This is a genomic window from Eubacterium ramulus, assembly GCF_045002895.1.
Taxonomy (GTDB): domain Bacteria; phylum Bacillota; class Clostridia; order Lachnospirales; family Lachnospiraceae; genus Eubacterium_I; species Eubacterium_I ramulus.
The window spans coordinates 1,738,895-1,762,765 of the sequence record NZ_CP173382.1 but is presented as its reverse complement, the minus strand read 5'-3'; the positions used below and the strand labels follow the sequence as shown (position 1 = coordinate 1,762,765).

The window sequence follows — 23,871 nt, the reverse complement described above, 5'->3', positions numbered from 1 at the left end:
GTGACAAATTGTTATGGTCTTAGAAGCAGTTTTGGCACGAGGTGGCTATACATCTTCGTTTCCCAGAAGTAACCGGGTGATCATATTTGCCTCATGGGCCGCACAGATGGCCACTCGTGGTGCCATCAACCCATTGCCATAGGATGGCTCAGATACAGCGTCGCCACACAGGTAAAAATTTTTCATCACCCGACGTGTGGTAATGGTGTTACTGCTGTCAGCACCTGTCATTCCAGTGGCGGACACCAGCTTTTTTTCCGGAAAATATTCCAGAATACCGTTGACAAGCATAGCTTTTGCTACGGGATCGTCAAAGGCTTCACAGACGATGGGGGCATCGGCAAAAAGTTCCCGGAGATTTTCTCTGGTTACCCGGATGCAGTCTGTGCGGATATCCAGATATGGATTGATCTGTTCCAGCAATGATTTCAGAGCATCTGTTTTATACATACCGAGTTGTCCGATGAAATATTGCTGGCGATTTAGATTCGTAATGTCCACCACATCAAAATCAATGAGATGAAGATGTCCGACACCGATGCGGGCCAGTGCACAGGCAACATTGGAACCAAGTCCCCCAAGCCCTGCAATGGCTACATGTCCCTCGGATAGCAGGCGCTGTTTTTCAGGGGAATGGCGTCTGTTCAGTGCATCCATGATCTGCGTTTGTGTCAGCATATTGGTTGGATTCTTATTCATAAATATCAGCCTCCTCCTACAAATGTGACGATTTCCATGCAGTCGCCATCTTTCAGTATGGTTTCAGCATAGCGGTCTTTTGGTAGAATCTCTTCATTTAGTTCCACAACGATGCGGTCTGTCTTGTAGCTGCAGGCTTCCAGATAGGCAGAAACACTGGTGTTGTCTGCAAGAACGACCTCTTTTCCGTTGATTGTGACCATCGTATAAATCCTCCTTCCCAGATGAAAAAAGAGTTCACGAAAGTAATACACCCGTGGTGGTGCACCCCTTCATGAACCCTTTGTTCACTCTCAATTATAACATTATTTTATTATGTTCCTGATTAGATGATGTTAGATAATGGAATTTTGATCATACCATGGAAGAATATGTAGTGATACATACCTTACAGGTAAGAACGTGTGCATCATATACTACGTATTTGGAGTTTCTGCGTGGTTTTCCATTAAAAAAAGAGATACGCGGTAATGTATCTCTCAGTCCATTCGTTCCTTATACATCCCTACGTTGGCATTATCCAAATCAGGTTTGTGGGTCGAAGTTCTCAACTTCCTCTCAGCCTAGTATATAAGCTCCCCATATGTGATTACAAGGCAGAGTATAAAAACAATCATTGAAAATGTCAAGTGTTTTTTGCGAATTTCTTTTAGTAGAGGTCGAAAAGGTGCAAAAAAGGATAATTGTTTCAAAAGTCTGACAATTTACGATTGTTTAGAAAAAAGACACATGGAAAAGGTGTTGACAGAAGAGGGAAAATATTGTATATTTATCAAGTCGGTAATCACTGAGATTACGGAGCAGGCTGCCGTGGCACAGTAGGTAGCGCACCTCATTGGTAGTGAGGAGGTCACGGGTTCGATTCCCGTCGGTAGCTTTTGAACCGGAAACTGTAGAATGCAGTTTCCGGTTTTTTGTTTGTTCGGAAATTCCGATGAATTTCCGAACCTTCTATTAGTTAATGCAGGATGACAGGAGAAAAAGAATGGCAGTAGATATTGATAAAATGACAAATGTATTGGTAGTTTATAATACAGAAGACGCAGAGGAAGTGGAAGTGCGTCTTCGTATGGAAAAAATTGTCTGCGCACGAAAGAAGATCGGATCCGGAAAACATGGGAATTTTCTGCTGGCGATGAATAATTTCGGCGAGGAAATCTATGTCAATCCGGAAGAAGAGACAGCGGCACGTGCTGTGATCGAGGACTGGCGCAGAGAAAAAAGAGGAGCGGGAAAAGGCAGCCACAGTGCCGCAGTCAGAAGCAGCAGAAAAAGGGAATAAAATGCTGTTGCCGCGCGTGATTGCAGGAATTGCACTTGTGATCATCGTTGCCTTATATATTTCTCATTTGAGATAAGACAATGAATGATCTGCAGATAGAATATTTTCTGGCAGCAGCAAGAAATATGAGTTTTTCCAGAGCGGCACAGGAATTGTTTGTATCACAGCCTGCCATCAGCCGGCAGATCCTGGCACTGGAACAAGAACTGGGCTGCCCGCTTTTTGAGCGGCTGAACCGCGGAATCATGCTGACAGCAAACGGTGAGATGTTTTACGATTTTTTTGAACGGTATCGTGGGGAACTGTTTGATCTGAAACTCCGGGCAAAGCTGTCGCTGGAAAACAAAAAACAGGTGTTACATCTTGGTGTGTTGAATAACTGGAATATCTCTGAAATTTTGCTTCCTGTGCTGAAAGAGTTTTCGCAGGAATTTCCAAATGTCAAGGTAGAAGTTAATAGTTATGAGCCTCGTAGTTCCCAGGAGGCTTTGCAGAGTGGCAAAGAAGATGTCATTGTCACCATAGAACCGAAAATCTTAAATATCCAGGGAATTTTACATGCCAAAGTTGCTGATCTTCCCCGGGTGCTGCTCTACAATACGGCCAATGCACCACACCAGGGCGAACTGATTCCCTATGATTTCAGGGGGGAAGAGTTTTTAACGGTGGCGGGAGAGGATAACGATTATGTGACAGATCTGATTCGGAGTGTGTGCAAACCTTATGGATTCACACCGAAGATCCAACCGGTACACAGTACAGATGCAATGATCATGGGGGTACAGTGTGGCCTCGGGGTAGCGGTGACGGATAGCTGGAGCCGGGCACTGGATACTCCCGGATTCGCGTATCTGCCACTGGAATCCACGCATCCGCTGAGTCTGGTATGGCGGAATGAGCACAGGGATCCTGCCATCCGCAGATTTGTGACAATATTGAAAAAAACGATTCACAATGCATAACAAAATGGTTATAGCAAACGGCTCATTTTTTTATTTGACGTATGAAAAAGATTAGATTAGAATAAAATCATCAAGAAAAAAGGAGGCGTAATTATGGCAGACAAATTTTATGCCAAGGGACCGGGAAATAACGGATATATCAAAAACCTGGAAGTTCTCGATTTCAACCCTTGGAATGGTAAAAGCGGTGTTTTCCAGATGCAGGTATACAAGACTGCAGAAGGAAAATATTATCTGTATGGTTCCTGCTTTGGCGGCAGCCAGAATGGTGTTCTGATCGCAGACATTACAGATCCGGAACATACAAGATTTGTAAAACATCTGCAGCTGTTAGATCCGGAAGAATATCCGACTACCTCTACCCCTAAGATCCAGGTAGCTGATGATCTTCTGATCTGTGCAATGACAGCCGGTTCAGGTCCGGGTGCCTTAGTTGAGCAGAGCGAGCTTATGAACATGAAATGTCAGGCCGGTATCCAGATCTGGAGCCTGAAAGAAGATCCGGAGAATCCGAAATATCTGGGTTACTGGGATTGTGGGGTACCACATTCCATCGGTGTTCATCGTTTCATGTATAACGGAGGTCCTTATGTATATCTTTCCTGCGAATCCGAGCGTTTTGAAGGAATGATCATGCGTATTGTAGATATTTCTGATCCGACCAATCCACATGAAGTTGGTAACTGGTGGGCACCTCATCAGTTCGTAGACGGATATCCTTGCAGAACAGTAGATCATCATGCAGGACATGTTCCGTCCTTCATGGATAAAGGATGGATGCATGGACCGCCATTCAGACGTGATGACGGAATTATGTTCTGTGGTTACGGCGGAGATGGTCTGTATGTTCTGGATGCAACAGACGTTACCCGTCCACATCTGTTAGGACAGTTAAAATTTATGCCGGCATTCTCAAGCCATCTGGCAGGAGCACGTACTCATACAGCATTACCGCTGCCGGGTCGTGATCTCTGTGTTGTTACAAACGAGGGCGAGAGATTCCAGTTCTTCCCGGAAGGATCCATCAAAGAAGCACAGGCTATGAATAACATTCATATGGTTGATGTCAGTGATCCGACACATCCGACTCTGATCGCAGAGTTCCCGTATCCGGAAGTACCGGAAGATTTCCCGTATCCGAACTTCAATGTAATGAACCTTGGATGCCAGGGACCGTTCGGACCGCACAATCTGCATGAGCCGATGAGCAACAAGCCATGGCTGGAGCAGAGAGGCGACAGAGTATACTGCTGTTACTTTGCAGCAGGATTGCGTATCTATGATGTATCCGATCCTTATTACATCAAAGAACTTGCATACTTTATTCCGCCAAATCCGAATAAAAAACCGGAAGACTCCTTCTTCCCGGGATTACCGGGTCCGCGTAATGCAATGACAGAAGATTGCTGCGTAGATGACAGAGGATATATCTATGTAACCTGCTTTGATGATGGTTTCTATGTATTAAAGAGAACCGGAGCAGCAGACAATTAAGAAATGCTGAAAGCTAGACGTTAAGACAAAAAAGCAGCCCATTGTCAGGAGAAAATCCTGACGACGGGTTGTTTTTTTTTGTTCTTTTGTGTATGATGTAGAACGAGAGAAAAAAGTGATACGACAAGGAGAAATTAAAATGAAAAAAGAACCATTTGTTACCAAAGAGCAGATCGAAGAGATTGTAAAATCTTATCCGACTCCTTTCCATTTATATGATGAAAAAGGAATCCGTGAAAATGCAAAGGCTGTGAAAGAGGCATTTGCATGGAATCCGGGGTTTCGTGAGTATTTTGCTGTAAAAGCTACACCGAACCCATTTCTGTTAAATATTTTAAGAGAGTACGGATGTGGTGCTGACTGTTCTTCGATGACAGAGCTGATGCTTGCCCATGAACTTGGCATGTCCGGTGAGGAGATCATGTTTTCCTCCAATGATACACCGGCAGAAGAGTTTGTATATGCAAATGAGATTGGTGCGACGATTAATCTGGATGATTTTACCCATATTGATTTTCTGGAGAAAACGATCGGTGCGTTTCCAAAGACCATGAGTCTGCGTTATAATCCGGGCGGAGTGTATACATTGAGCAATGGTATCATGGATAACCCTGGTGATGCAAAATACGGGTTTACAAAAGAGCAGCTTTTTGAGGGATATAAACTTTTGAAAGAAAAAGGAGTGGAGCGTTTCGGTATCCATGCATTCCTCGTAAGTAATACGGTTACCAATGATTATTATCCAACACTTGCACGTACATTATTTGAACTGTGTGTTGAAATCAAAGAGAAACTGGGTATCAAGATCAGTTTTATCAATCTGTCCGGTGGTGTAGGAATCGCATATAAACCGGATCAGGTTCCGAATGATATCCGCGTGATCGGTGCAGGGGTACAGAAGGTATACGAAGAAGTGCTCGTTCCGGCTGATATGGGTGATGTAGCAATCTATACAGAGATGGGAAGATTTATGATGGGACCATATGGCTGCCTCGTGACAAAAGCAATCCATGAGAAACACACATACAAAGAGTATATCGGTGTGGATGCCTGCGCTGCAAACCTGATGCGTCCGGCAATCTATGGAGCATATCATCACATTACCGTGGCAGGTAAAGAAGATGCACCTTGCAACCACAAGTATGATGTGGTAGGTTCTCTTTGCGAGAACTGTGATAAATTCGCAGTAGACCGTATGCTTCCGAAGATTGACATGGGTGATTATCTGGTGATCCATGATACAGGAGCACATGGTTATTCTATGGGATATAATTACAACGGACGCCTCCGCTCGGCAGAAATACTGTTGAAAGAAGATGGCGGCGCACAGCTGATCCGTCGTGCCGAGACACCGAAGGACTATTTTGCAACTTTTGATTGTTTTGACATTATCAAAGGACTGGTATAAAGAAGTAACAAAGAAAAGATAAATTTTTCTTGCAATTTGCATATCTGTATGATATGATTAATGTGTTCGGTAAAAACCGAACACCATGCCGCTGTGGCGGAATTGGCAGACGCACTTGACTCAAAATCAAGCGGGTAACTCCGTGCCGGTTCGAGTCCGGCCAGCGGCATTTGAGAAGCAGGAAAGTGTATCGCTTTCCTGTTTTTTGTAATAAAGAAAAATTTACTTAATGCAAAGAGCATAAAACGCAAGGGGGCGACAGCAATGATTGATAGAACAAACAGATATTATTTGACAACAGCGGAAATGCTTGTGATGCGTGCTATCTGGCTCGCAGATCATGATATGGTTTTAAGTGAAGTAGTAAAAGCTTGCAATGCAGTGTATGAAAAGAACTGGAAACCTCAGACGGTAAGTACTTACCTGAGTCATCTGGTTCAGAAAGAGTTCTTACGAATGGATCGTAATGGTAAGATTTACAGTTATCATCCGATTGTAAAGGCGCAGGAATATATGAAATATGATGTACAGAACTTTGTAGAGTTCTGGGGGCTGACACCGGCGGAGATGATGAAGAATTATCTTGCAATCCGTGGATCATCCAAGGAAGAGCGTGATGAACTTCGTGCCAGCATTGCGAAAATGGAAGAAGAACAGTCAAAATAAATATCGTATAAATGGAGATAAAAGTCAGGAAATGGAGCGTTTCTTGACTTTTTCTATCTATACAAGTAAAATATAATGGAGATTTTGACCAAAATATTACTTTGAAAGAAAGGCAGACTAAAAAGAATGAAAAAATTAATCGTGGGGTTATTAATGACAGCGATGATCTGTTCTCTGGTGGCCTGTGGTGGAAAGAATCAGAGCAGTGCAGGAACGGATACATCTGCAGTAGGAGAAACAGCAGAGAATGCAGACAGCAGTGCATCGTCGGAGGATGTTGTTGCTTATCAGGCAGGAACCTGGGATGGTGTTACTTATACAAATACAAGTCTTGGTATGTGCCTGACACTTCCGGATGGCTGGCAGATTGGTACACAGGAGCAGATTGATGCTGTGGAAAGTGCCGGACAGCAGGTGACAGGCAATACAGATAATATGGGTGATACCAGCAGTTATGAATTCTATATTTATAATCCAAATACCGGATCTACGATTGCAATGATGACAGAGGATCTGACGATGTTTGGTGAAGTGACAGCTCAGGAGTACGCAAATACACTTGCCGGGCAACTGATGAGTTATTCCGATCAGGGTATTACTTACAATTTTAATGGTATTACAGACAGTGTCATTGGTACGAGCCCGTTTGTATCTTTCGCCGGTATGGCGGAATATCAGGGCAGCTATATTTACCAGTATTATGCAGTGACGGAAAATGGCGGACGGATGATTACAATCATTGCCACAGGACCGGCAGAAGCAGGGCAGGCAGAATGTGAAGCTGTTCTGTCATCTATCCAGCCGCTTTCACAAAATTAAAAAGGACACAGGTATTGGAGAAAGTAAAGCAGACATTCGCAATCCGCAAACAGACCAGTTTCAGAAGAACGATCCATAGGGGTGGGTATCGTTCTTCCTGAAGCTGGTCTATTTTTTGAAAAAAGAAAAATTATTTCTCATACACGGTGTAGTGATATTTGCGTAACAGTTCTACTGCGTGATCATAAGCATTACTATCGTAAAATTCCACCTGAAGAACACCCTGTTGGAACTCGCGGTTATGGATGATGCCGATGTTCTTGATACTGATGTTGTTGGAAGCCAAGATCGTAGCAATGGTGGCGATTCCGCCTGCTTCATCAATCAGATCACAGAACAGCTGGTAAACCGGGCGGATCGGACCACGATGCGAGATGTTGAAAGAATCACGGTATTCCTTGGCAGAACTGAAAAATTCTTTGATCTCTTCCGGGTGACTTTCTGCTATGGTGTTTCTGGTTTCCTTCAGTGCATTGACATAGGTATCGATTAGTTCCAGAATCTGATTGCGGTTTGCCAGACATATGTTTTCCCACATGGTAGGATCGGAAGATGCCACGCGGGTGATATCTTTGAATCCACCGGCTGCAATCGTACGCAGTGTCTCATCAGAGTCATCCAGATTTTTTACCAGATTGACCAGTGTAGAGGCTATGACCGTAGGAAGATGGCTGATGGAACCGACAGAAAAATCATGTTTTTTATAATCCAGAATCAATGGAACCGCACCGATCGATGTCACAAAATGCTCGAATTCATCAACTTTCTGGGGAGAAACAGTGTGTGTCGGGGTCAGAATATAATATGCATTTTCCAGCATATATGCAGTGGAATACTCATAGCCTACATGCTCCGTTCCGCACATAGGATGACCGCCGATAAAATGTCGTTCCAGATCCGGAAATTTCTGAATCTGTTCGTGGATGCCGGTCTTGACACTGCCGACATCAGTTAAAAGCATATCATCATGCAGAATGCCGGATAATTCCCGGACATAGTCTGCATTGTCGAGAACCGGGGCACACAGATAGATATAATTACAATCGGAAAATCCTTTGCCAACCTGATCCAGTGCTTCACTGATCACACCTTCCTGTAATGCGGTGTCCAGAGTGGCACGGCAGGTGTCATAGGCGACGATCTGAATATCCGGATAGATGCGATGCACCGTCTTTGCAACAGAACCGCCGATATGCCCCAAGCCGATAAAGCCGATTTTTTCTGGAATCATAATGTACCCTCCCTTATCATTTCATATACGCTCGGAATCTTTCGAAAACGAGCCCTTTATTTAAAAACTATGATCCATATCGTTCGCTCAGCGAACTCTTTTGCCATGATAACGCATTTATATAAAAAAGTCAACACTTTAAAGCGTAAAAGTAAATAAGAAAAAAAACAGAAGACGGGTAAGGTGATGTTGAAAAAGTCTGATAGAGGATATCGCTCTGAAAGCAGATCTTGTTCAGAAAATTTCCGGAAAGCGAAGCAATTGCAAGATAATATGGATGAAACTTGTGCATTTTTTATAAAAAGGTTGCAAAAACAAGAAAAGTTTAGTAAAATATAACCATACTTTTTTATGTATTGGAGGAAATGACATGAATGTTTATACTACTGACAAGATCCGCAACGTAGTTTTACTGGGACATGGGGGTTCCGGAAAGACAACAATAGTTGAAGCTATGGCTTACCTTTCCGGAATTACCAATCGTATGGGAACAGTCACAGATGGCAATACCATCAGTGATTATGATAAAGAAGAGATAAAACGTGGTTTTTCCATCAGCACATCTGTGGTTCCGATCGAGTGGAGAGAAACCAAGATCAATCTGCTGGATACACCGGGTTTTTTCGATTTTGTCGGTGAAGTAGAAGAGGCAGCAGCTGCAGCCGATGCGGCGATTATTGTGGTAAATGGCAAAGCCGGCGTGGAAGTTGGTACACAGAAAGCATGGGATATCTGTGAGAAGTATAACCTTCCGCGTATGATCTGGGTTACGAATATGGATGATGACAACGCAAGCTTCCGTCAGGTAGTCGTAGATCTGCAGGAATTATATGGAAAGAAGATAGCACCGCTTCATTTACCAATTCGTGAGAACGGACAGTTTGTTGGCTACGTCAATGTCATTCAGATGAAAGCAAAACGCTGGAAAGAAGACGGAACCGTAGACAAGACGGATGTGCCGGATTACTCTTTTGAAAATCTGGAAATCTGTCGTGAGGCATTGTTGGAGTCTGTGGCAGAAACAAGTGAAGAATATATGGACCGTTATTTTTCCGGTGATACGTTCTCTGAGAACGAGATCCGTCAGGTTTTACATACCAATGTATGTGACGGCAGTATGGTTCCGATTTCCATGGCTTCCGGTACAATGGCAAAAGGTATCTACACCTTGTTGGATGATATTGTAAAATATCTTCCAAGCCCGGAGAAAAAACAGTGCAAAGCTATCAATATCAAGACAAATGAAGTATATGATGCAGACTTTAATTTTGCAAAAGCAAAGAGTGCGTATGTTTTCAAGACCATTGTGGATCCATTTATTGGAAAATATTCTCTGGTCAAGGTGACATCCGGTGTAATCAAGACAGATGATGTGATGTACAATGAAGAACATGGCATGGACGACAAAATCGGTAAACTGTATGTACTGCGCGGGAACAAACCGGAAGAAGTACCGGAGCTGCACGCCGGTGATATCGGAGCACTTGCAAAATTAAATAAGGTAGCGACAACCGATACACTGTCCACAAAGGCAACACCATTGACTTTTATCAAGACAGCGGTATCCAAACCATATACATACATGAGCTACAAACCGGTAAACAAAGCTGATGTAGATAAAGTATCCCAGGCATTGCAGAAGATGATGCAGGAAGATCTGACACTGAAAGCAGTCAACGACAGTGAGAATCATCAGTCTCTGTTGTATGCGATCGGAGATCAGCAGCTGGATGTGGTCGTAAGCAAATTAAAAGAAAAATACAAAGTAGAGATTACGTTAGAACAGCCAAAAGTTGCTTTCCGTGAAACTATCCGCAAGAAAGCTGATGTAGAGTACAAATATAAAAAACAGTCCGGTGGACACGGACAGTATGGTCATGTTAAGATGACATTTGAGCCATCCGGCAATCTGGAAGAAGCATATGAATTTGATCAGATTGTAGTAGGAGGTGCTGTTCCGAAAAACTACTTCCCGGCAGTAGAAAAAGGTATTCAGGAATCCGTAGAGCGCGGACCGCTGGCAGGCTATCCGGTTGTAGGTGTAAAGGCTGTATTATACGATGGATCTTATCATCCGGTAGATTCCTCTGAGATGGCATTCAAGACAGCTGCAATTCAGGCTTTCAAGAAAGGATTTATGGATGCGTCCCCAATTTTATTAGAGCCGATCGCTTCAGTAAAAGTGTTAGTACCGGACAAATACACCGGTGACATTATGGGAGATTTAAATAAACGTCGTGGTCGTGTACTTGGAATGAATCCGGTAGAGGGCGGCAAGCAGGAAATTGTTGCAGATGTACCAATGTCTTCATTATTTGGCTACAATACAGATCTTCGTTCCATAACCGGCGGCAGCGGAACTTATGAGTATGAGTTCTCACGCTATGAGCAGGCTCCGTCTGATGTACAGGAGAAAGAAGTGGCTGCAAGAGCAGAATAAAATTTAACCGAATAAGCAAGTCCCCTGCTTCAATTGCACAAAGCAATAAGCAGGGGACTTGCTTGTATCAGGAGTGGTGCAAGCCACTCCTGATAAGCTGTAATGCAGCATTCGGTTATGAGCAAGTAGCGAAGCGGATTGCGAATATCCGTTTTTTCGCTTTAGTAATGTAAATTTTCCTATGCCAACCTTGACAAATGCAGTGGTTGTGTTAAAATTTCTACAGACTATGTCCACGCAAGAGAAAGAAGGACAATCTGTTAGGAGGAATGAAAATGGCTGTACCGTACAATCACAGAGAGATTGAACAGAAATGGCGCAAAATCTGGGAAGAACACCCGGTTAATGTAAATGATGGTAAGAAACCGAAATACTACTGTCTGGACATGTTTCCGTATCCGTCAGGAAATGGTCTGCATGTCGGACACTGGAGAGGATACGTTATCTCCGATGTCTGGAGCAGATACAAAATGCTCAATGGATATTATCTGATTCATCCGATGGGATGGGATGCATTCGGACTTCCGGCTGAGAACTACGCAATCAAGATGGGCGTACATCCGGAGAAATCCACAGCAGAGAATATTGCAAATATCAAACGTCAGATCAAAGAAATCGCTGCTGTTTATGACTGGGATATGGAAGTAAACACAACCGATCCGAATTTTTATAAATGGACACAATGGATTTTTGTGAAAATGTTCAAAGCAGGTCTTGCTTATCAGAAAGAGATGCCGATCAACTGGTGTCCGTCCTGTAAGACAGGTCTTGCAAATGAGGAAGTTGTAAATGGTAAATGTGAGCGTTGCGGCGCTGATGTTACGAAGAAAAACCTGAACCAGTGGATGTTAAAAATCACAGCATATGCTGACCGTCTGTTGGATGACCTTGACAAGCTTGACTGGCCGGAAAAAGTGAAAAAGATGCAGACTGACTGGATCGGTAAGAGCTACGGTGCTGAAGTTAACTTCAAGGTTGAGAATACAGATAAAGAAATCACCGTATATACGACAAGACCGGATACTTTGCACGGTGCTACATTTATGGTCCTGGCTCCGGAGCATGCAATGGCAAAAGAGCTTGCAAACGATGAGACAAGAACAGCAGTAGAAGATTATATTTATCAGTCTTCTCTGAAATCTTCCGTAGACCGTCTGCAGGACAAAGAGAAAACAGGTGTATTTACCGGAAGCTATGCTATCAACCCGATCAATGGTGCAAAAGTACCGATCTGGCTGTCTGATTATGTATTAGCTGATTATGGTACCGGTGCGATCATGTGTGTTCCGGCGCATGATGATCGTGACTTCGAATTTGCAACCAAATTCAATATCCCGATTATTCAGGTTATCGCAAAAGATGGCAAAGAAATTGAAAATATGACAGAAGCTTACACAGATGCCAAAGGTACCATGATCAATTCCGGTGAGTGGAATGGTATGGAATCTTCCGTGCTGAAGAAAGAAGCTCCGCATATTATCGAGGAGATGGGTATTGGAAAAGCTACCACAAACTACAAACTGAGAGACTGGGTATTTTCCCGTCAGCGTTACTGGGGTGAGCCGATTCCGATTATTCATTGTCCGGATTGTGGACCTGTTCCGGTTCCGGAAGAAGAACTTCCGCTGTTATTACCGGAGGTTGAGTCCTATCAGCCGACAGGTACCGGTGAGTCTCCGTTGGCAGACATTACGGATTGGGTAAATACAACCTGCCCATGCTGTGGAAAACCTGCAAAACGTGAGACAAATACCATGCCGCAGTGGGCAGGATCTTCCTGGTATTTCCTTCGTTATGTAGATAACAAAAATGAGAAGGAGCTGGTTTCCAGAGAAAAAGCAGACAAATATCTGCCGGTTGATATGTATATCGGTGGTGTTGAACATGCGGTACTGCATCTGCTTTACTCCAGATTCTATACAAAATTCCTGTGTGACATCGGTGTGATCGACTTTGACGAGCCGTTCCATAAACTGTTCAACCAGGGTATGATCACAGGTAAAAACGGTATCAAGATGAGCAAATCGAAAGGAAACGTAATCTCACCGGATGATCTGGTACGGGATTACGGCTGTGATTCACTGAGACTTTACGAACTGTTTGTAGGACCGCCAGAACTGGATTCTGAGTGGGATGACAGAGGAATCGATGGTGTATATCGTTTCATCACACGTTTCTGGAAATTGATCCTGGATAACAAGGATGCTGATGTGAAAGAGACAAAAGAACTGGTAAAAGTTCGTAACAAACTGATTTACGACATTACCACCCGTCTGGAGAGCTTCAGCCTGAATACAGTTATCTCCGGATTCATGGAGTATAATAACAAGCTTATCGACATGGCGAAAAAAGGCGGTGTAGACAAAAAGACATTAGAGACATTTGTTATTCTGATGGCACCATTTGCTCCACATATCAGTGAGGAACTGTGGAGTCAGCTTGGACATGAAGATTCTGTGTTCCATGAGACATGGCCAACTTATGATGAGAATGCCATGAAAGATGATGAGAAAGAACTTGCCGTTCAGATCAATGGAAAAACAAAATGCGTGGTTACGCTTCCGGCTGATGTCAGCAAAGAAGATGCTATCGCAGCAGGTAAGGCAGCACTTGGCGATAAATTGACAGGAAATGTGATCAAAGAGATTTATGTTCCGGGCAGAATTATCAATATTGTAGCCAAATAATGAAATTAGGAAAAGGCATCCGTTTTATGGATGCCTTTTTGTGAATAATGATTCAAGTTAAAAATGTTGGGACGGAGCAGAAACATTATGAAGGGGAAAATAATATTAAAGAAAGTTGGAATTGTAATACTGTTCATCGTATTGCTTGCAGCGGCAGTGCTTATTTTTTATACGGTACGGGAATATCATCCGAAATCCATTGAGTTTCTTAATGCGGGAAATGGAACAAAGACATTGTCTGAAGGAGACAGTTTTTCTGTGTTGACTTACAACACAGGTTATGGTGCACTGAGCAAAGATGAGGATTTTTTTATGGACGGTGGAAGGAAGGTACAGCCGGATCGTAAAGAAGTTGTAGAGACAAATCTTGCGGGTATTTCTGATATTTTAAAAAATCAGGCTGCGGACTTCTATTTCCTTCAGGAAGTGGATATTGATGCAAAGCGTTCCTTCCATATCAATGAACGTGCGTATTATGAGAAGGCATTGGATATGAGCAGCATTTATGCCTGCAATTTCAAGTGTGATTTTGTACCTTATCCGATTCCACCGATCGGAAAAGTCGAAGCGGGTCTGGTTACGATGACAGATTATCAGGTGGAGAGTGCAAAGCGTATTAAACTGGCAGAATCTTTTTCCTGGCCGATCAAAACCTGTAATTTGAAACGCTGCATGCTGGAGACAAGGATTCCAATTGAGGGAACAGACAAAGAACTGGTGCTGATCAATTTTCATCTGGAAGCGTATGACAGTGGAGAAGGAAAGATAATTCAGAGCCGGATGCTGGCAGATAAGTTGCAGGAAGAATACAAAGCCGGCAATTATGTGATTGCCGGTGGTGATTTCAATCAACAATTTGAAGGTGTGGATACATATGAAATCCATGATACAGACAGTTGGGTACCGGGAACTGTATATAAAAAAGATTTGCCGGAAGGATTTGATTTTGCCGTGGCAGATAATGCACCAACCTGCCGTCTGTTGAACGGACCATACAGTGGAAATTATGAGGATTCTCAGGTGTATGTCATTGATGGATATATCGTGTCTGACAATCTGCAGGTGGAGCAGGTAAACGTAGTTGATACTGATTTTGAATATACGGATCATCAGCCGGTATCCTTGCGGGTGACGTTGCAGCGCACGTAGTGTGGCACAAAGTGCAGGGTGGCGTAAAAATGAACAACTCCAGCAATTTTCCCTTGGGGAGCGATTGTTAGCGACCGAGGCAAAATTGCTGGAGTTTCTATTAGGATCGAGATAGTAAATTTTAAGTGACCCGAAACAAGAAATTATGCGTAATGGTATACATGCCGTTTTCGTACGAAGAAGGAAATCGTTACGCAGATTGCCAGTGATTCAGCGACTACAATGGAACACCATACACCATTGATGCCGAACAGATATGGTAGTACAAGCACGGCAACAATCTGAAAGGCAAAGGTCCGTAAAAATGCGATACAGGCAGAAATCAGTCCATTGTTTAAGGCGGTGAAAAATGCAGAACCGAAGATGGAAAATCCGTTCAGCAGAAAGGCCAGTGAATAAATGCGGAATCCATGTACCGTGAGTGCAAATAAGGCATCATCATATCCGACAAAAAGGGAGGCCAGCGGTGCAGACAGAAGGTTTGCCAGGATAGCCAGGCAAACACCGGCGCAGCCTACCAGTTTCAGACTTTTGTGAAACAGATTTTTCAGTTCCGGATAATTTTCAGCACCGTAATTGTATCCTATCAGTGGTGCACATCCTACGGAGTAACCAATGAACATTGCACAGAAGATAAAACTTACATACATAATGACGCCGTAAGCGGCAATTCCGTTTTCACCGGCGATACGCATCAGCTGAAAATTGTAAAGCATGTTTACCAGTGACATGGAAATGTTTGTCATGAATTCAGAAGAACCATTCGTACAGGTTTTGATCATAATTCTTGGCTGAATCCGTGTCCTGCAAAGTTGCAGTGAACTGTTGTTTTTGCGTAAAAAATAGAGTAGTGGGGTCAGACCGCCAATAAATTCGGAAGCAACAGTGGCAAGTGCGGCACCTGCGATACCAAGTTTTAATCCATAGACAAATACGGCATCCAGGGTCATGTTGGTCAGACCGGCACTAACGGTAATCAGCAGCCCAAGTTTGGGTTTGCCGGCAGTGACTAGCAGACTCTGGAAAACATTTTGCAGCATGAAACAGGTCAGTGAAATCATGGAGATACGTCCGTAGAGAATACTTCCTACCAGCATTTCACCGCGGGCCCCCAGTGATTTTGCAATTGTCGGCATAAAAATGAAACCAAGGATAGAAACGATGATGCCGCCAATCATGGTACAGTATATGATCATGGAGAAATATTTCTGTGCCAGCTTAGGTTCACCTTCTCCCAGTGTTTTTGATACGATTGCATTTCCTCCGGTTCCAAGCATAAATCCGATCGCACCGAGGATCATAATGAATGGCATGATCAGATTGACGGATGCAAAAGCGGTTTTTCCGACAAAATTGGATACAAACAGTCCGTCTACGACACTGTAAATGGAAGTAAAAATCATCATGATGATAGATGGAAATACAAAGCGCAGTAGTTTTGATAATGTAAAATGATCAGAAAGCTGAATTTTCATAAAAAAGAGATCCTTTCCTATATACTTACATACATGAACAAGCAGCGAGAATGCAGAGGGCATTCTTGGACTTATATCTGAACTTCAAGTCGAACATACGTGAGACTTGGTGCGTGAATCTGGTCAGCACAAGCTATAGTAACCAAAATGTTATCACAGGGAAAATGAGCTGTCAATGTAAAAAACGATACAATGTATTTTCTATTTATTGGAGCGTTAAACCGAAAAGAGTGTGAGAAAAGTGTGCTTCCAATCAGAAAAGTGTAAGAAGAAAGAGTTGGAAAACAGAAGAAAATGGTGTAGAATAGAAAACAAATTTGAAAAAAGAGGAGCGTTTAAAAGATGAAAGTAGATTTATTTTCTATTGGCAGATTCACCATTCATACCTATGGCGTGATGATTGCCATAGGAGTCATTTTGTGTGTTCTGATGGGATATTATAGAGCAAAACGTTACGAGATGAAGGCAGAGTCCGTGCTGGATCTGGCAATTCTCTGTGTGGTGATGGGATTTCTGGGAGCAAAAGTATTTTTTGTGATATTGAGCTGGAAACAATTTCTTGCGGATCCGCTGAGTGTTTTGGGTTCTTCCGGATTTGTGGTGTATGGCGGAATTATTTTTGGTGTGGTATCGGCATTGATTTACTGTAAAATTAAGGATATCCGCTTTTTCACATATTTTGATCTGCTGGCACCATCCATAGCATTGGCACAGGCCTTTGGCCGGCTGGGCTGCTTTTTCGCAGGCTGCTGTTATGGTAAGGAGACGAGTTTGCCAATCGGAATTGTATTTCCGGAAAACAGTTTGGCACCGGCAGGGGTACCGTTACTGCCGACGCAGCTTTTTTCTTCCGCAGGTGATTTCCTCATTGCGTTTGTGCTGATCCGGATGACAGGAAAGATGCGTTACCATGGCGATGTGGGAGCGTTGTACCTGATGCTTTATGGAATCGGAAGATTCTGTGTGGAATTTCTGCGTACCAATGAGCAGGGGGGAATGTTCGGGCTGACAACGGCACAGTTGATATCCATTGTATTTATGATTGTCTCCATCCTATTATTTGCCCGGAATAAAAGAGCGGCAGACAAAGAGGATTTAATGTATATTTAGCAGAATCGTTCCGTGTAAATGATGCGTATTCGTGCGAGAAGAAATTATAATAGATTCATTGCTTCGGAAGAAATCTGACTGATAATATCAACCACTGTGGCATCTCCGTACTGCCGATTTTCAAAAAATGCATAATAACCGCCATAGACCGTGTAAGACAGCACGACATTGACGGAAGGATCCTGTTTGTACTCCGGGTGAGCATCAAACAGGATTTTTTTTAGTTGATATTCGACTTTGCGTACCAGTTCTCCTGCTCTGGTTCCGGAAAACAGGATCCGGATGATGGTATCCCTGGAGAGATAGCCGAGAAACATATTTTTAGCCAGAACGGCGGGATCTTCCAGACAGTTTTGCGGATTTGGTATGGCTTCAATGACGGAGGCAACGACATCGGTTTCTAATTGATCGCTCAGATCATAAATATCTTTATAATGAGAGTAAAAAGTTGATTTATTGATCTGTGCCTTTTCGCATAATTCTTTGATGGTTATTTTTTCCAATGGCTTTTTGGAGCGAAGTTCTAAAAATGTATTGTGAATTGCAGTTTTTGTTTTTTCTATTCTGATATCCATGATCATACCTCATTTAATTGTAGCATTGTTTTTCAACAATTCTCGAAAAACGTTGGTTTTCCAACGGATTGAAAAAGCTGTTTCTGTTCAAATGTGTTTTCTTTATTTATAATTATAATAGAATTGAGATGGAAAAACAACCACAGTTGATAAATGGAAATTTTATCGTAAAAAGATTGTTACGATTTAAGAGGGGAGAGAGCATATGGATTTTTATGGATTTTATACGGGAAAAGAATTTGAAGCATATCGTTTTCTGGGGGCACATGCCTGTGAGAAAGGAACGGTTTTCCGGACATTTGCACCAAATGCACAGCGTATATCACTGATCGGTGAGTTCAATGGCTGGCAGGAGACGCCGATGCAGAAAGTACATGATGGTAACTTCTGGGAATGTTATGCGGAAAATGCACAAAAAGGAATGATGTATAAATATAAGATCTACGGAGCGGACGGAAGCTGCATCGATCACTGTGATCCATATGGATTTTATGCGGAGTTACGTCCGAACAGTGCATCCATTATCTATGATACAAAGAACTATCATTTTACAGATGGAGAATGGATGAAAAAACGTTCCATTCATCGGGAAGCACCTTTGAATATTTATGAGGTACATTTCGGTTCCTGGAGAAAAAAAGTGAATGATGATCCGGAAGGATGGTATACTTATCGGGAGATGGCAGATCTGCTGATTCCGTATCTGAATGAAAACGAATACAATTATGTAGAACTGATGCCATTGAGTGAGCATCCCTGCGATGAATCTTGGGGGTATCAGAATACCGGCTTTTTTGCACCGACATCCCGCTACGGAACACCGGATGACCTGAGGTATTTTGTCAATGCCTGCCATAAACACAAAATCGGTGTGCTCATGGATTTTGTACCGGTGCATTTTGCAGTGGATGCTTATGCATTGTGGAATTACGATGGTTCTGCATTATACGAATATCCGAATCAGGATGTCGGTTACAGCGAGTGGGGAAGCTGCAATTTCATGCATTCAAGAGGAGAAGTGCGAAGCTTCTTGCAGTCTGCCGCAGCATACTGGCTGGCAGAATATCATTTTGACGGTCTGCGGATGGATGCGGTGAGCGATCTGATTTACTGGCAGGGAAATGAAGCGAGAGGTGTGAATAATCTGGCTGTTTCTTTTATCCAGAATATGAATCAGGGGCTGAAAGACCGTTTTCCGACAGCGATGCTGGTGGCAGAGGATTCTTCTTCTTATCCGGGAGTGACAAAAACGGTGTGTGACGGCGGACTCGGATTTGACTATAAGTGGGATATGGGATGGATGAATGATACACTGAATTATTTCCGGACAGCACCGGAGTATCGTTCTGCAAACTATCATAAACTTACGTTTTCCATGATGTACTATTATAATGAAGCGTATATATTGCCGCTGTCTCATGATGAAGTGGTACATGGCAAGGCGACCATTATTCAGAAAATGAGTGGTGACTATGAAGAAAAATTTCCACAGGCCCGGGCAATGTACATGTATATGTATGCACATCCTGGCAAAAAGCTGAATTTTATGGGAAATGAAATTGCACAGTTCCGTGAATGGGATGAAAAACGCCAGCAGGACTGGGAGATTCTTAAATTTCCGAAGCACAAAGAATTTCATCATTTTATGATGGAACTGAATAACGTGTATGAAGCACATCCGGCGTTGTGGGAAGCTGATTATGCACAGGATGGGTTCCGATGGATCGACTGCCATCAGGAAGAAAAATGCATCTATGCCTTTGAACGGAAGAGCAAAAAGGAACGGATTGTTGCAGTGTTCCATTTTGGAAATACCGGGGAGCAGGAATATACTATGAAGATTTCCGATGCAAAAAAACTAAAACTGATTTATAGCAGTGATGATACAGAAATGAAAAAGGGACACCCGGGGTATCAGAAAGATCTGACAGTGAAAAAGGGACAGATTTCGATGTTGTTACCGGCATACAGTGCACGTTTTTATCAGGTGGAAAAATAAATAACGGAAAGTAACAGGTGGTTAATGATAAGAAATATCAATAAGGTGAAAAAAATTGAAATATCCAATTGCGATGCTATAATAGAGGATAAACATTAAAACACGCAAATGGAGGAAAAATATTATGTTCAAAAAATTTAATGCAGGAAAAGTTGGTCTTTTTGTAGCAGGTCTTGCTTTTGGAACAGCAGGTATCAAAATCCTTACAAGCAAAGATGCTAAAAAAGTTTACACAGGATGCACTGCTGCTGTATTGCGTGCCAAAGATACCGTAGTAAAAACAGCAACAACTGTTCAGGAAAATGCAGGAGATATTCTTGCTGAGGCAAAACAGATCAATGCTGACCGTGCCGCTGCGGAAGCATATGTAGAGGATGAAGAAGTAGCTGAGGCAGAAGAAACTCAGACTGAGGAAGCACAGGCAGAATAATAATGAAATTTGTGATCAAGCATGAGATAAAAGGACGTCTTCGGGTTCATATGGCGCAGCAGCGCATGACATATGAGCAGGCTGACGTCCTGCAGTATTATCTGCAGCAGTCTGATCTTGTAGTAGACGCAAAAGTATACGAACAGACAGCGGACGTTGTGATCAGTTATAACGGAGACCGGGCTGCGATGATTCATTTATTGTGTACCTTCAAATATCAGATGGTGGAAGTGCCGGAAGGTTATCTGGAGAGCACGGGACGTGAGTTAAACTCAGAATATAAAGAAAAATTAATTTGTAAGGTTGTATGGCATTATGGGAAAAAGCTGATCCTGCCGGCACCGATTCGAAATGTGATCACCATTGTGAATGGCATCCGTTATATATGGAAGGGTCTGCAGAGTCTGCGTCACCGTCGACTGGATGTGGCGGTTCTGGATGCAACGGGGATTGCGGTATCATTGCTTCGTCAGGATATGGGAACGGCAGGTTCTGTCATGTTCCTGCTTGGCATCGGCGAGCTGCTCGAGGAGTGGACGCATAAGAAATCCGTCGGCGATCTGGCGCGCAGCATGTCTCTGAACGTAGAAAAAGTATGGCAGAAAGTTGGAGATCAGGAAATTCTGGTATCTGCGTCAACCATTGAAAAAGGCGATGAGATCATTGTTCATGCCGGAAACATTATTCCTTTTGATGGTGTGGTAACGACGGGCGATGCTACCGTAAATCAGGCTTCTCTGACCGGAGAATCTGTACCGGTTGCAAAAAGCATAGATTCTTATGTTTATGCAGGTACTGTATTGGAAGAGGGCGAGCTTACCATCTGTGTAAAAGCAACCGGAAGTGCTACAAAATATGAGAAGATCGTTACCATGATTGAGGATTCCGAAAAACTGAAATCGAATCTGGAAGGAAAAGCAGAGCATCTGGCAGACAAGCTGGTTCCGTATACCCTGGGTGGTACCTTGTTGACCTGGCTGCTTACCAGAAATGTCACAAAAGCACTGTCTATCCTGATGGTAGATTTCTCCTGTGCACTGAAGCTGGCAATGCCGATTTCTGTGCTTTCCGCAATCCGCGAAGCACAGCAGTGTGACATTACCGTCAAAGGTGGAAAATATCTGGAAGCAGTTTCAGAAGCAACCACCATTGTATTTGATAAGACCGGTACACTGACAAAAGCAAAACCGACAGTGATTGATGTTATTCCATTCAACGATTCCGAGCCGGAAGAGCTGCTTCGTATCGCAGCCTGCCTGGAAGAACATTTTCCACATTCCATGGCAAAAGCTGTTGTGACAGCAGCAAAACAGAAAAAGCTGGAGCATGAGGAAATGCATTCCAAGGTGGAATATATCGTAGCACATGGTATTTCTTCTTTTATGGAAGAAAAACGTGTAGTGATCGGAAGTTATCATTTTGTATTTGAAGATGAGCAATGTGTGATTCCGGAAGGCAAAGAAGTGATATTTAACAACCTGCCGGAGGAGTGCTCCTGTCTGTACATGGCTATTGATCAGCAGCTTGCAGCTGTTATCTGTATTGAGGATCCGGTACGTGAGGAAGCAGCGGATGTAATCCGGGATCTGCGTGATAATGGTATCCAAAAAATTGTCATGATGACGGGAGACAGTGAACGTACGGCTGCAGCAATCGCACATAAAGTCGGCGTGGATGAGTATTATTCTGAAGTTCTGCCGGAAGATAAGGCAAATTTTGTAGAGCAGGAGAAAGCACTTGGTCATAAAGTTATTATGATCGGTGACGGAATCAACGATTCACCGGCTCTGTCTGCCGCAGATGCAGGTGTGGCCATCAGTGATGGTGCAGCCATTGCCCGTGAGATTGCAGACATTACCATCGCAGCGGATAATCTGCATGAGATTGTGACATTGAAGAAAATCAGCAACAGGCTGATGCAGCGTATTCATCGTAATTATCGTTTTATTGTGGGATTTAATGCAGGACTGATCGCACTTGGCGTTGGCGGAATCATTCAGCCAACCACATCTTCTTTGCTACATAATACGTCTACTTTGTATATTGGATTGAAGAGTATGGAAAATCTGTTGGATGAGCAGGAAAAAATAAATAAATAAAAAAAAGCATGTCGTGTTGAACAAGCGATTGTGTTTAAGTAAGTATAAGAAGTCCGTGGAATTTTGAAAAAAGATTCTACGGACTTCTCTTTTGTATATGTTGGCTTCTCACTGGAAAACTATTTATCTCAGTCGAGAAGACTCCCACTTCTGCAAGTGGTGAGTAATAACAAGTCTTTCTCAGTGGGAGTACAATCTCCGACTGAGATAAACGCTCCGCGAGGATGTGCAGTGATTCAGAGAAGAATATGTCAGCTTACGCTGACCAGAATCACGCACCAAGTCTCACGTGCGTTCGACTTGAATTTTGCAAACATAATTCGCATTTTTCTGGAAAACTTTCTGGCTCTGAATCGTTACGAAAATTGTTTATTTTCCGAGAAGTAATTGTTTTTTGTGTGAAAATCCGCTATACTATCACAGGCAATTAATTCATAGTAAAATAGTAAACAATAAAGAATCTTACAAAAAATATGGGTTCTGAAATGTTCGAATAATATCAAAAGTACGATGGAGGATAAATATTTATGGAAGAAAATACTTCTTTGCATACAGAATGTGCGCATAAGCCGCGCCCGGCTGTGTTGAACCAGTTTTCCAGAACGGAACTGCTTCTGGGAGAAGACAACATGCAGCGCCTGTTCAACGCCAGAGTGGCCGTATTCGGTATCGGCGGCGTCGGCGGATACACTGTGGAAGCACTGGCTCGCGTGGGCGTTGGAACACTGGATCTGATCGATGATGACCGGATCTGTATGACAAACTTAAATCGTCAGATTTTTGCAACAAGAAAAACAATTGGAAAATATAAAGTAGATGTAGCAAAAGAGCGTATTCTGGAGATTAACCCGAAGGCGGTTGTCAACACGTATAAGACATTTTATATGCCGGATACTGCAGATCAGTTTGATTTTTCACAGTATGATTATGTGGTAGATGCAATCGATACCGTCACCGGAAAACTGATGCTTGTGGAGCAGGCAAAAGCAGCAGGTGTGCCGATCATCAGTTCCATGGGAGCAGGAAACAAGATGGATGCCTCTGCTTTTGAAGTGGCAGATATTTATGAAACTTCGGTCTGCCCATTAGCAAAAGTGATGCGCCGTGAGTTGAAAAAACGCGGAATTGATCACTTGAAGGTTGTCTATTCCAAAGAAAAACCAATGACTCCGATCGAAGATTCCGAAAACAGCTGTAAAAACAACTGTGTCTGCCCACCGGGAACAGAAAGAAAATGTACCGTGCGACGTCAGATTCCGGGAAGTCTTGCATTTGTGCCGTCAGTAGTCGGACTCATCATTGCAGGTGAGATTACAAAAGATCTGACAGAATTACCGCAGTAGAAA

19 protein-coding genes, 2 tRNA genes and 1 riboswitch are annotated in these 23,871 nt (G+C 43.0%); of the genes, 16 read left to right on the top strand and 5 right to left on the bottom strand.

Features of this window, described 5'->3' with window-relative positions; translation table 11 throughout:
- Positions 1-45 precede the first annotated feature (45 nt).
- A complete protein-coding gene (gene thiF / locus ACIRUQ_RS08440) occupies positions 46-699 on the bottom strand; it encodes a sulfur carrier protein ThiS adenylyltransferase ThiF (protein WP_242853578.1) in 654 nt (217 codons plus the stop codon).
- A gap of 5 nt (positions 700-704) precedes the next feature.
- Positions 705-902: a sulfur carrier protein ThiS gene (thiS, locus tag ACIRUQ_RS08435; RefSeq protein ID WP_021739197.1), complete on the bottom strand. Its 198-nt coding sequence runs from the start codon at positions 900-902 to the stop codon at positions 705-707.
- 282 nt (positions 903-1,184) lie between these two features.
- Positions 1,185-1,291: riboswitch (TPP riboswitch) on the bottom strand.
- A gap of 212 nt (positions 1,292-1,503) precedes the next feature.
- Between thiS and ACIRUQ_RS08430 the strand changes: the two genes are divergently transcribed.
- The 8 genes from ACIRUQ_RS08430 to ACIRUQ_RS08395 all read left to right on the top strand — a co-directional run bounded on the left by ACIRUQ_RS08430 (position 1,504) and on the right by ACIRUQ_RS08395 (position 7,330).
- Positions 1,504-1,576 (top strand) — tRNA-Thr (locus ACIRUQ_RS08430).
- Positions 1,577-1,684: 108 nt separating this feature from the next.
- A complete protein-coding gene (locus tag ACIRUQ_RS08425; protein ID WP_336302594.1) occupies positions 1,685-1,981 on the top strand; it encodes a hypothetical protein in 297 nt (98 codons plus the stop codon).
- Positions 1,982-2,061: 80 nt separating this feature from the next.
- Entirely contained in the window at positions 2,062-2,943 is an 882-nt protein-coding gene (locus ACIRUQ_RS08420; RefSeq protein ID WP_055289550.1) for a LysR family transcriptional regulator, read from the top strand.
- 93 nt (positions 2,944-3,036) lie between these two features.
- Entirely contained in the window at positions 3,037-4,437 is a 1,401-nt protein-coding gene (locus ACIRUQ_RS08415) for an LVIVD repeat-containing protein (RefSeq protein ID WP_055289552.1), read from the top strand.
- Positions 4,438-4,576: 139 nt separating this feature from the next.
- Positions 4,577-5,845, top strand: coding sequence for a diaminopimelate decarboxylase (locus ACIRUQ_RS08410; RefSeq protein ID WP_022036645.1), 1,269 nt, complete (start codon positions 4,577-4,579; stop codon positions 5,843-5,845).
- Between the two features lie 87 nt (positions 5,846-5,932).
- A tRNA-Leu gene (locus ACIRUQ_RS08405) sits at positions 5,933-6,014 on the top strand.
- A gap of 95 nt (positions 6,015-6,109) precedes the next feature.
- A complete protein-coding gene (locus ACIRUQ_RS08400; RefSeq protein ID WP_021739192.1) occupies positions 6,110-6,511 on the top strand; it encodes a BlaI/MecI/CopY family transcriptional regulator in 402 nt (133 codons plus the stop codon).
- Between the two features lie 126 nt (positions 6,512-6,637).
- Positions 6,638-7,330 carry a hypothetical protein gene (locus ACIRUQ_RS08395; protein ID WP_055289554.1) on the top strand — a complete coding sequence of 231 codons (693 nt, stop codon included), beginning with the start codon at positions 6,638-6,640 and terminating at the stop codon, positions 7,328-7,330.
- Positions 7,331-7,460: 130 nt separating this feature from the next.
- Here the strand turns inward: ACIRUQ_RS08395 and ACIRUQ_RS08390 are convergent, their stop codons facing one another.
- Positions 7,461-8,561 (bottom strand): prephenate dehydrogenase, encoded by a 1,101-nt coding sequence (locus ACIRUQ_RS08390; RefSeq protein WP_055289556.1) that lies wholly within the window; start codon positions 8,559-8,561, stop codon positions 7,461-7,463.
- Between the two features lie 370 nt (positions 8,562-8,931).
- Between ACIRUQ_RS08390 and ACIRUQ_RS08385 the strand changes: the two genes are divergently transcribed.
- The 3 genes from ACIRUQ_RS08385 to ACIRUQ_RS08375 all read left to right on the top strand — a co-directional run bounded on the left by ACIRUQ_RS08385 (position 8,932) and on the right by ACIRUQ_RS08375 (position 14,837).
- A complete protein-coding gene (locus tag ACIRUQ_RS08385) occupies positions 8,932-11,001 on the top strand; it encodes a translation factor GTPase family protein (RefSeq protein WP_055289559.1) in 2,070 nt (689 codons plus the stop codon).
- Positions 11,002-11,276: 275 nt separating this feature from the next.
- Positions 11,277-13,688, top strand: a complete 2,412-nt coding sequence (gene leuS / locus ACIRUQ_RS08380) for a leucine--tRNA ligase (RefSeq protein ID WP_022036648.1) — start codon at positions 11,277-11,279, stop codon at positions 13,686-13,688.
- 87 nt (positions 13,689-13,775) lie between these two features.
- Positions 13,776-14,837 (top strand): endonuclease, encoded by a 1,062-nt coding sequence (locus ACIRUQ_RS08375; protein ID WP_055289562.1) that lies wholly within the window; start codon positions 13,776-13,778, stop codon positions 14,835-14,837.
- A gap of 143 nt (positions 14,838-14,980) precedes the next feature.
- Here ACIRUQ_RS08375 and ACIRUQ_RS08370 read toward each other — a convergent pair whose 3' ends face one another.
- Complete coding sequence (locus tag ACIRUQ_RS08370; RefSeq protein ID WP_055289565.1) at positions 14,981-16,312, bottom strand: MATE family efflux transporter; 1,332 nt, start codon at positions 16,310-16,312, stop codon at positions 14,981-14,983.
- Between the two features lie 342 nt (positions 16,313-16,654).
- Between ACIRUQ_RS08370 and lgt the strand changes: the two genes are divergently transcribed.
- Positions 16,655-17,422, top strand: a complete 768-nt coding sequence (gene lgt, locus ACIRUQ_RS08365; RefSeq protein WP_055289567.1) for a prolipoprotein diacylglyceryl transferase — start codon at positions 16,655-16,657, stop codon at positions 17,420-17,422.
- A gap of 44 nt (positions 17,423-17,466) precedes the next feature.
- Here lgt and ACIRUQ_RS08360 read toward each other — a convergent pair whose 3' ends face one another.
- Entirely contained in the window at positions 17,467-17,997 is a 531-nt protein-coding gene (locus ACIRUQ_RS08360) for a TetR/AcrR family transcriptional regulator (protein WP_022036652.1), read from the bottom strand.
- Between the two features lie 205 nt (positions 17,998-18,202).
- Here ACIRUQ_RS08360 and glgB point away from each other — a divergent pair, with 205 nt between their 5' ends.
- The 4 genes from glgB (at position 18,203) to ACIRUQ_RS08340 (ending at position 23,868) form a co-directional block, all read left to right on the top strand.
- The gene (glgB, locus tag ACIRUQ_RS08355; protein ID WP_404856479.1) at positions 18,203-19,996 is read left to right on the top strand and encodes a 1,4-alpha-glucan branching protein GlgB; all 1,794 of its coding nucleotides are present in this window, start codon (positions 18,203-18,205) and stop codon (positions 19,994-19,996) included.
- 124 nt (positions 19,997-20,120) lie between these two features.
- Positions 20,121-20,426, top strand: a complete 306-nt coding sequence (locus ACIRUQ_RS08350) for a DUF6110 family protein (protein WP_021739181.1) — start codon at positions 20,121-20,123, stop codon at positions 20,424-20,426.
- Positions 20,427-20,428: 2 nt separating this feature from the next.
- Complete coding sequence (locus ACIRUQ_RS08345; protein ID WP_055289572.1) at positions 20,429-22,525, top strand: heavy metal translocating P-type ATPase; 2,097 nt, start codon at positions 20,429-20,431, stop codon at positions 22,523-22,525.
- A gap of 581 nt (positions 22,526-23,106) precedes the next feature.
- Positions 23,107-23,868: a ThiF family adenylyltransferase gene (locus tag ACIRUQ_RS08340; protein ID WP_044963491.1), complete on the top strand. Its 762-nt coding sequence runs from the start codon at positions 23,107-23,109 to the stop codon at positions 23,866-23,868.
- Positions 23,869-23,871 lie beyond the last annotated feature (3 nt).

What these genes read in the sequence shown, in the direction of transcription:
- ACIRUQ_RS08425 (WP_336302594.1), top strand. Translation starts at nt 1,685, where the DNA reads ATGGCAGTAGATATTGATAAAATGACAAATGTATTGGTAGTTTATAAT.
- ACIRUQ_RS08395 (WP_055289554.1), top strand. Translation starts at nt 6,638, where the DNA reads ATGAAAAAATTAATCGTGGGGTTATTAATGACAGCGATGATCTGTTCT.
- leuS (WP_022036648.1), top strand. Translation starts at nt 11,277, where the DNA reads ATGGCTGTACCGTACAATCACAGAGAGATTGAACAGAAATGGCGCAAA.
- ACIRUQ_RS08420 (WP_055289550.1), top strand. Translation starts at nt 2,062, where the DNA reads ATGAATGATCTGCAGATAGAATATTTTCTGGCAGCAGCAAGAAATATG.
- ACIRUQ_RS08360 (WP_022036652.1), bottom strand. Translation starts at nt 17,997, where the DNA reads ATGGATATCAGAATAGAAAAAACAAAAACTGCAATTCACAATACATTT.
- ACIRUQ_RS08345 (WP_055289572.1), top strand. Translation starts at nt 20,429, where the DNA reads ATGAAATTTGTGATCAAGCATGAGATAAAAGGACGTCTTCGGGTTCAT.
- ACIRUQ_RS08370 (WP_055289565.1), bottom strand. Translation starts at nt 16,312, where the DNA reads ATGAAAATTCAGCTTTCTGATCATTTTACATTATCAAAACTACTGCGC.
- ACIRUQ_RS08410 (WP_022036645.1), top strand. Translation starts at nt 4,577, where the DNA reads ATGAAAAAAGAACCATTTGTTACCAAAGAGCAGATCGAAGAGATTGTA.
- ACIRUQ_RS08350 (WP_021739181.1), top strand. Translation starts at nt 20,121, where the DNA reads ATGTTCAAAAAATTTAATGCAGGAAAAGTTGGTCTTTTTGTAGCAGGT.
- ACIRUQ_RS08400 (WP_021739192.1), top strand. Translation starts at nt 6,110, where the DNA reads ATGATTGATAGAACAAACAGATATTATTTGACAACAGCGGAAATGCTT.
- ACIRUQ_RS08385 (WP_055289559.1), top strand. Translation starts at nt 8,932, where the DNA reads ATGAATGTTTATACTACTGACAAGATCCGCAACGTAGTTTTACTGGGA.
- ACIRUQ_RS08375 (WP_055289562.1), top strand. Translation starts at nt 13,776, where the DNA reads ATGAAGGGGAAAATAATATTAAAGAAAGTTGGAATTGTAATACTGTTC.
- glgB (WP_404856479.1), top strand. Translation starts at nt 18,203, where the DNA reads ATGGATTTTTATGGATTTTATACGGGAAAAGAATTTGAAGCATATCGT.
- ACIRUQ_RS08415 (WP_055289552.1), top strand. Translation starts at nt 3,037, where the DNA reads ATGGCAGACAAATTTTATGCCAAGGGACCGGGAAATAACGGATATATC.
- ACIRUQ_RS08390 (WP_055289556.1), bottom strand. Translation starts at nt 8,561, where the DNA reads ATGATTCCAGAAAAAATCGGCTTTATCGGCTTGGGGCATATCGGCGGT.
- thiS (WP_021739197.1), bottom strand. Translation starts at nt 902, where the DNA reads ATGGTCACAATCAACGGAAAAGAGGTCGTTCTTGCAGACAACACCAGT.
- thiF (WP_242853578.1), bottom strand. Translation starts at nt 699, where the DNA reads ATGAATAAGAATCCAACCAATATGCTGACACAAACGCAGATCATGGAT.
- lgt (WP_055289567.1), top strand. Translation starts at nt 16,655, where the DNA reads ATGAAAGTAGATTTATTTTCTATTGGCAGATTCACCATTCATACCTAT.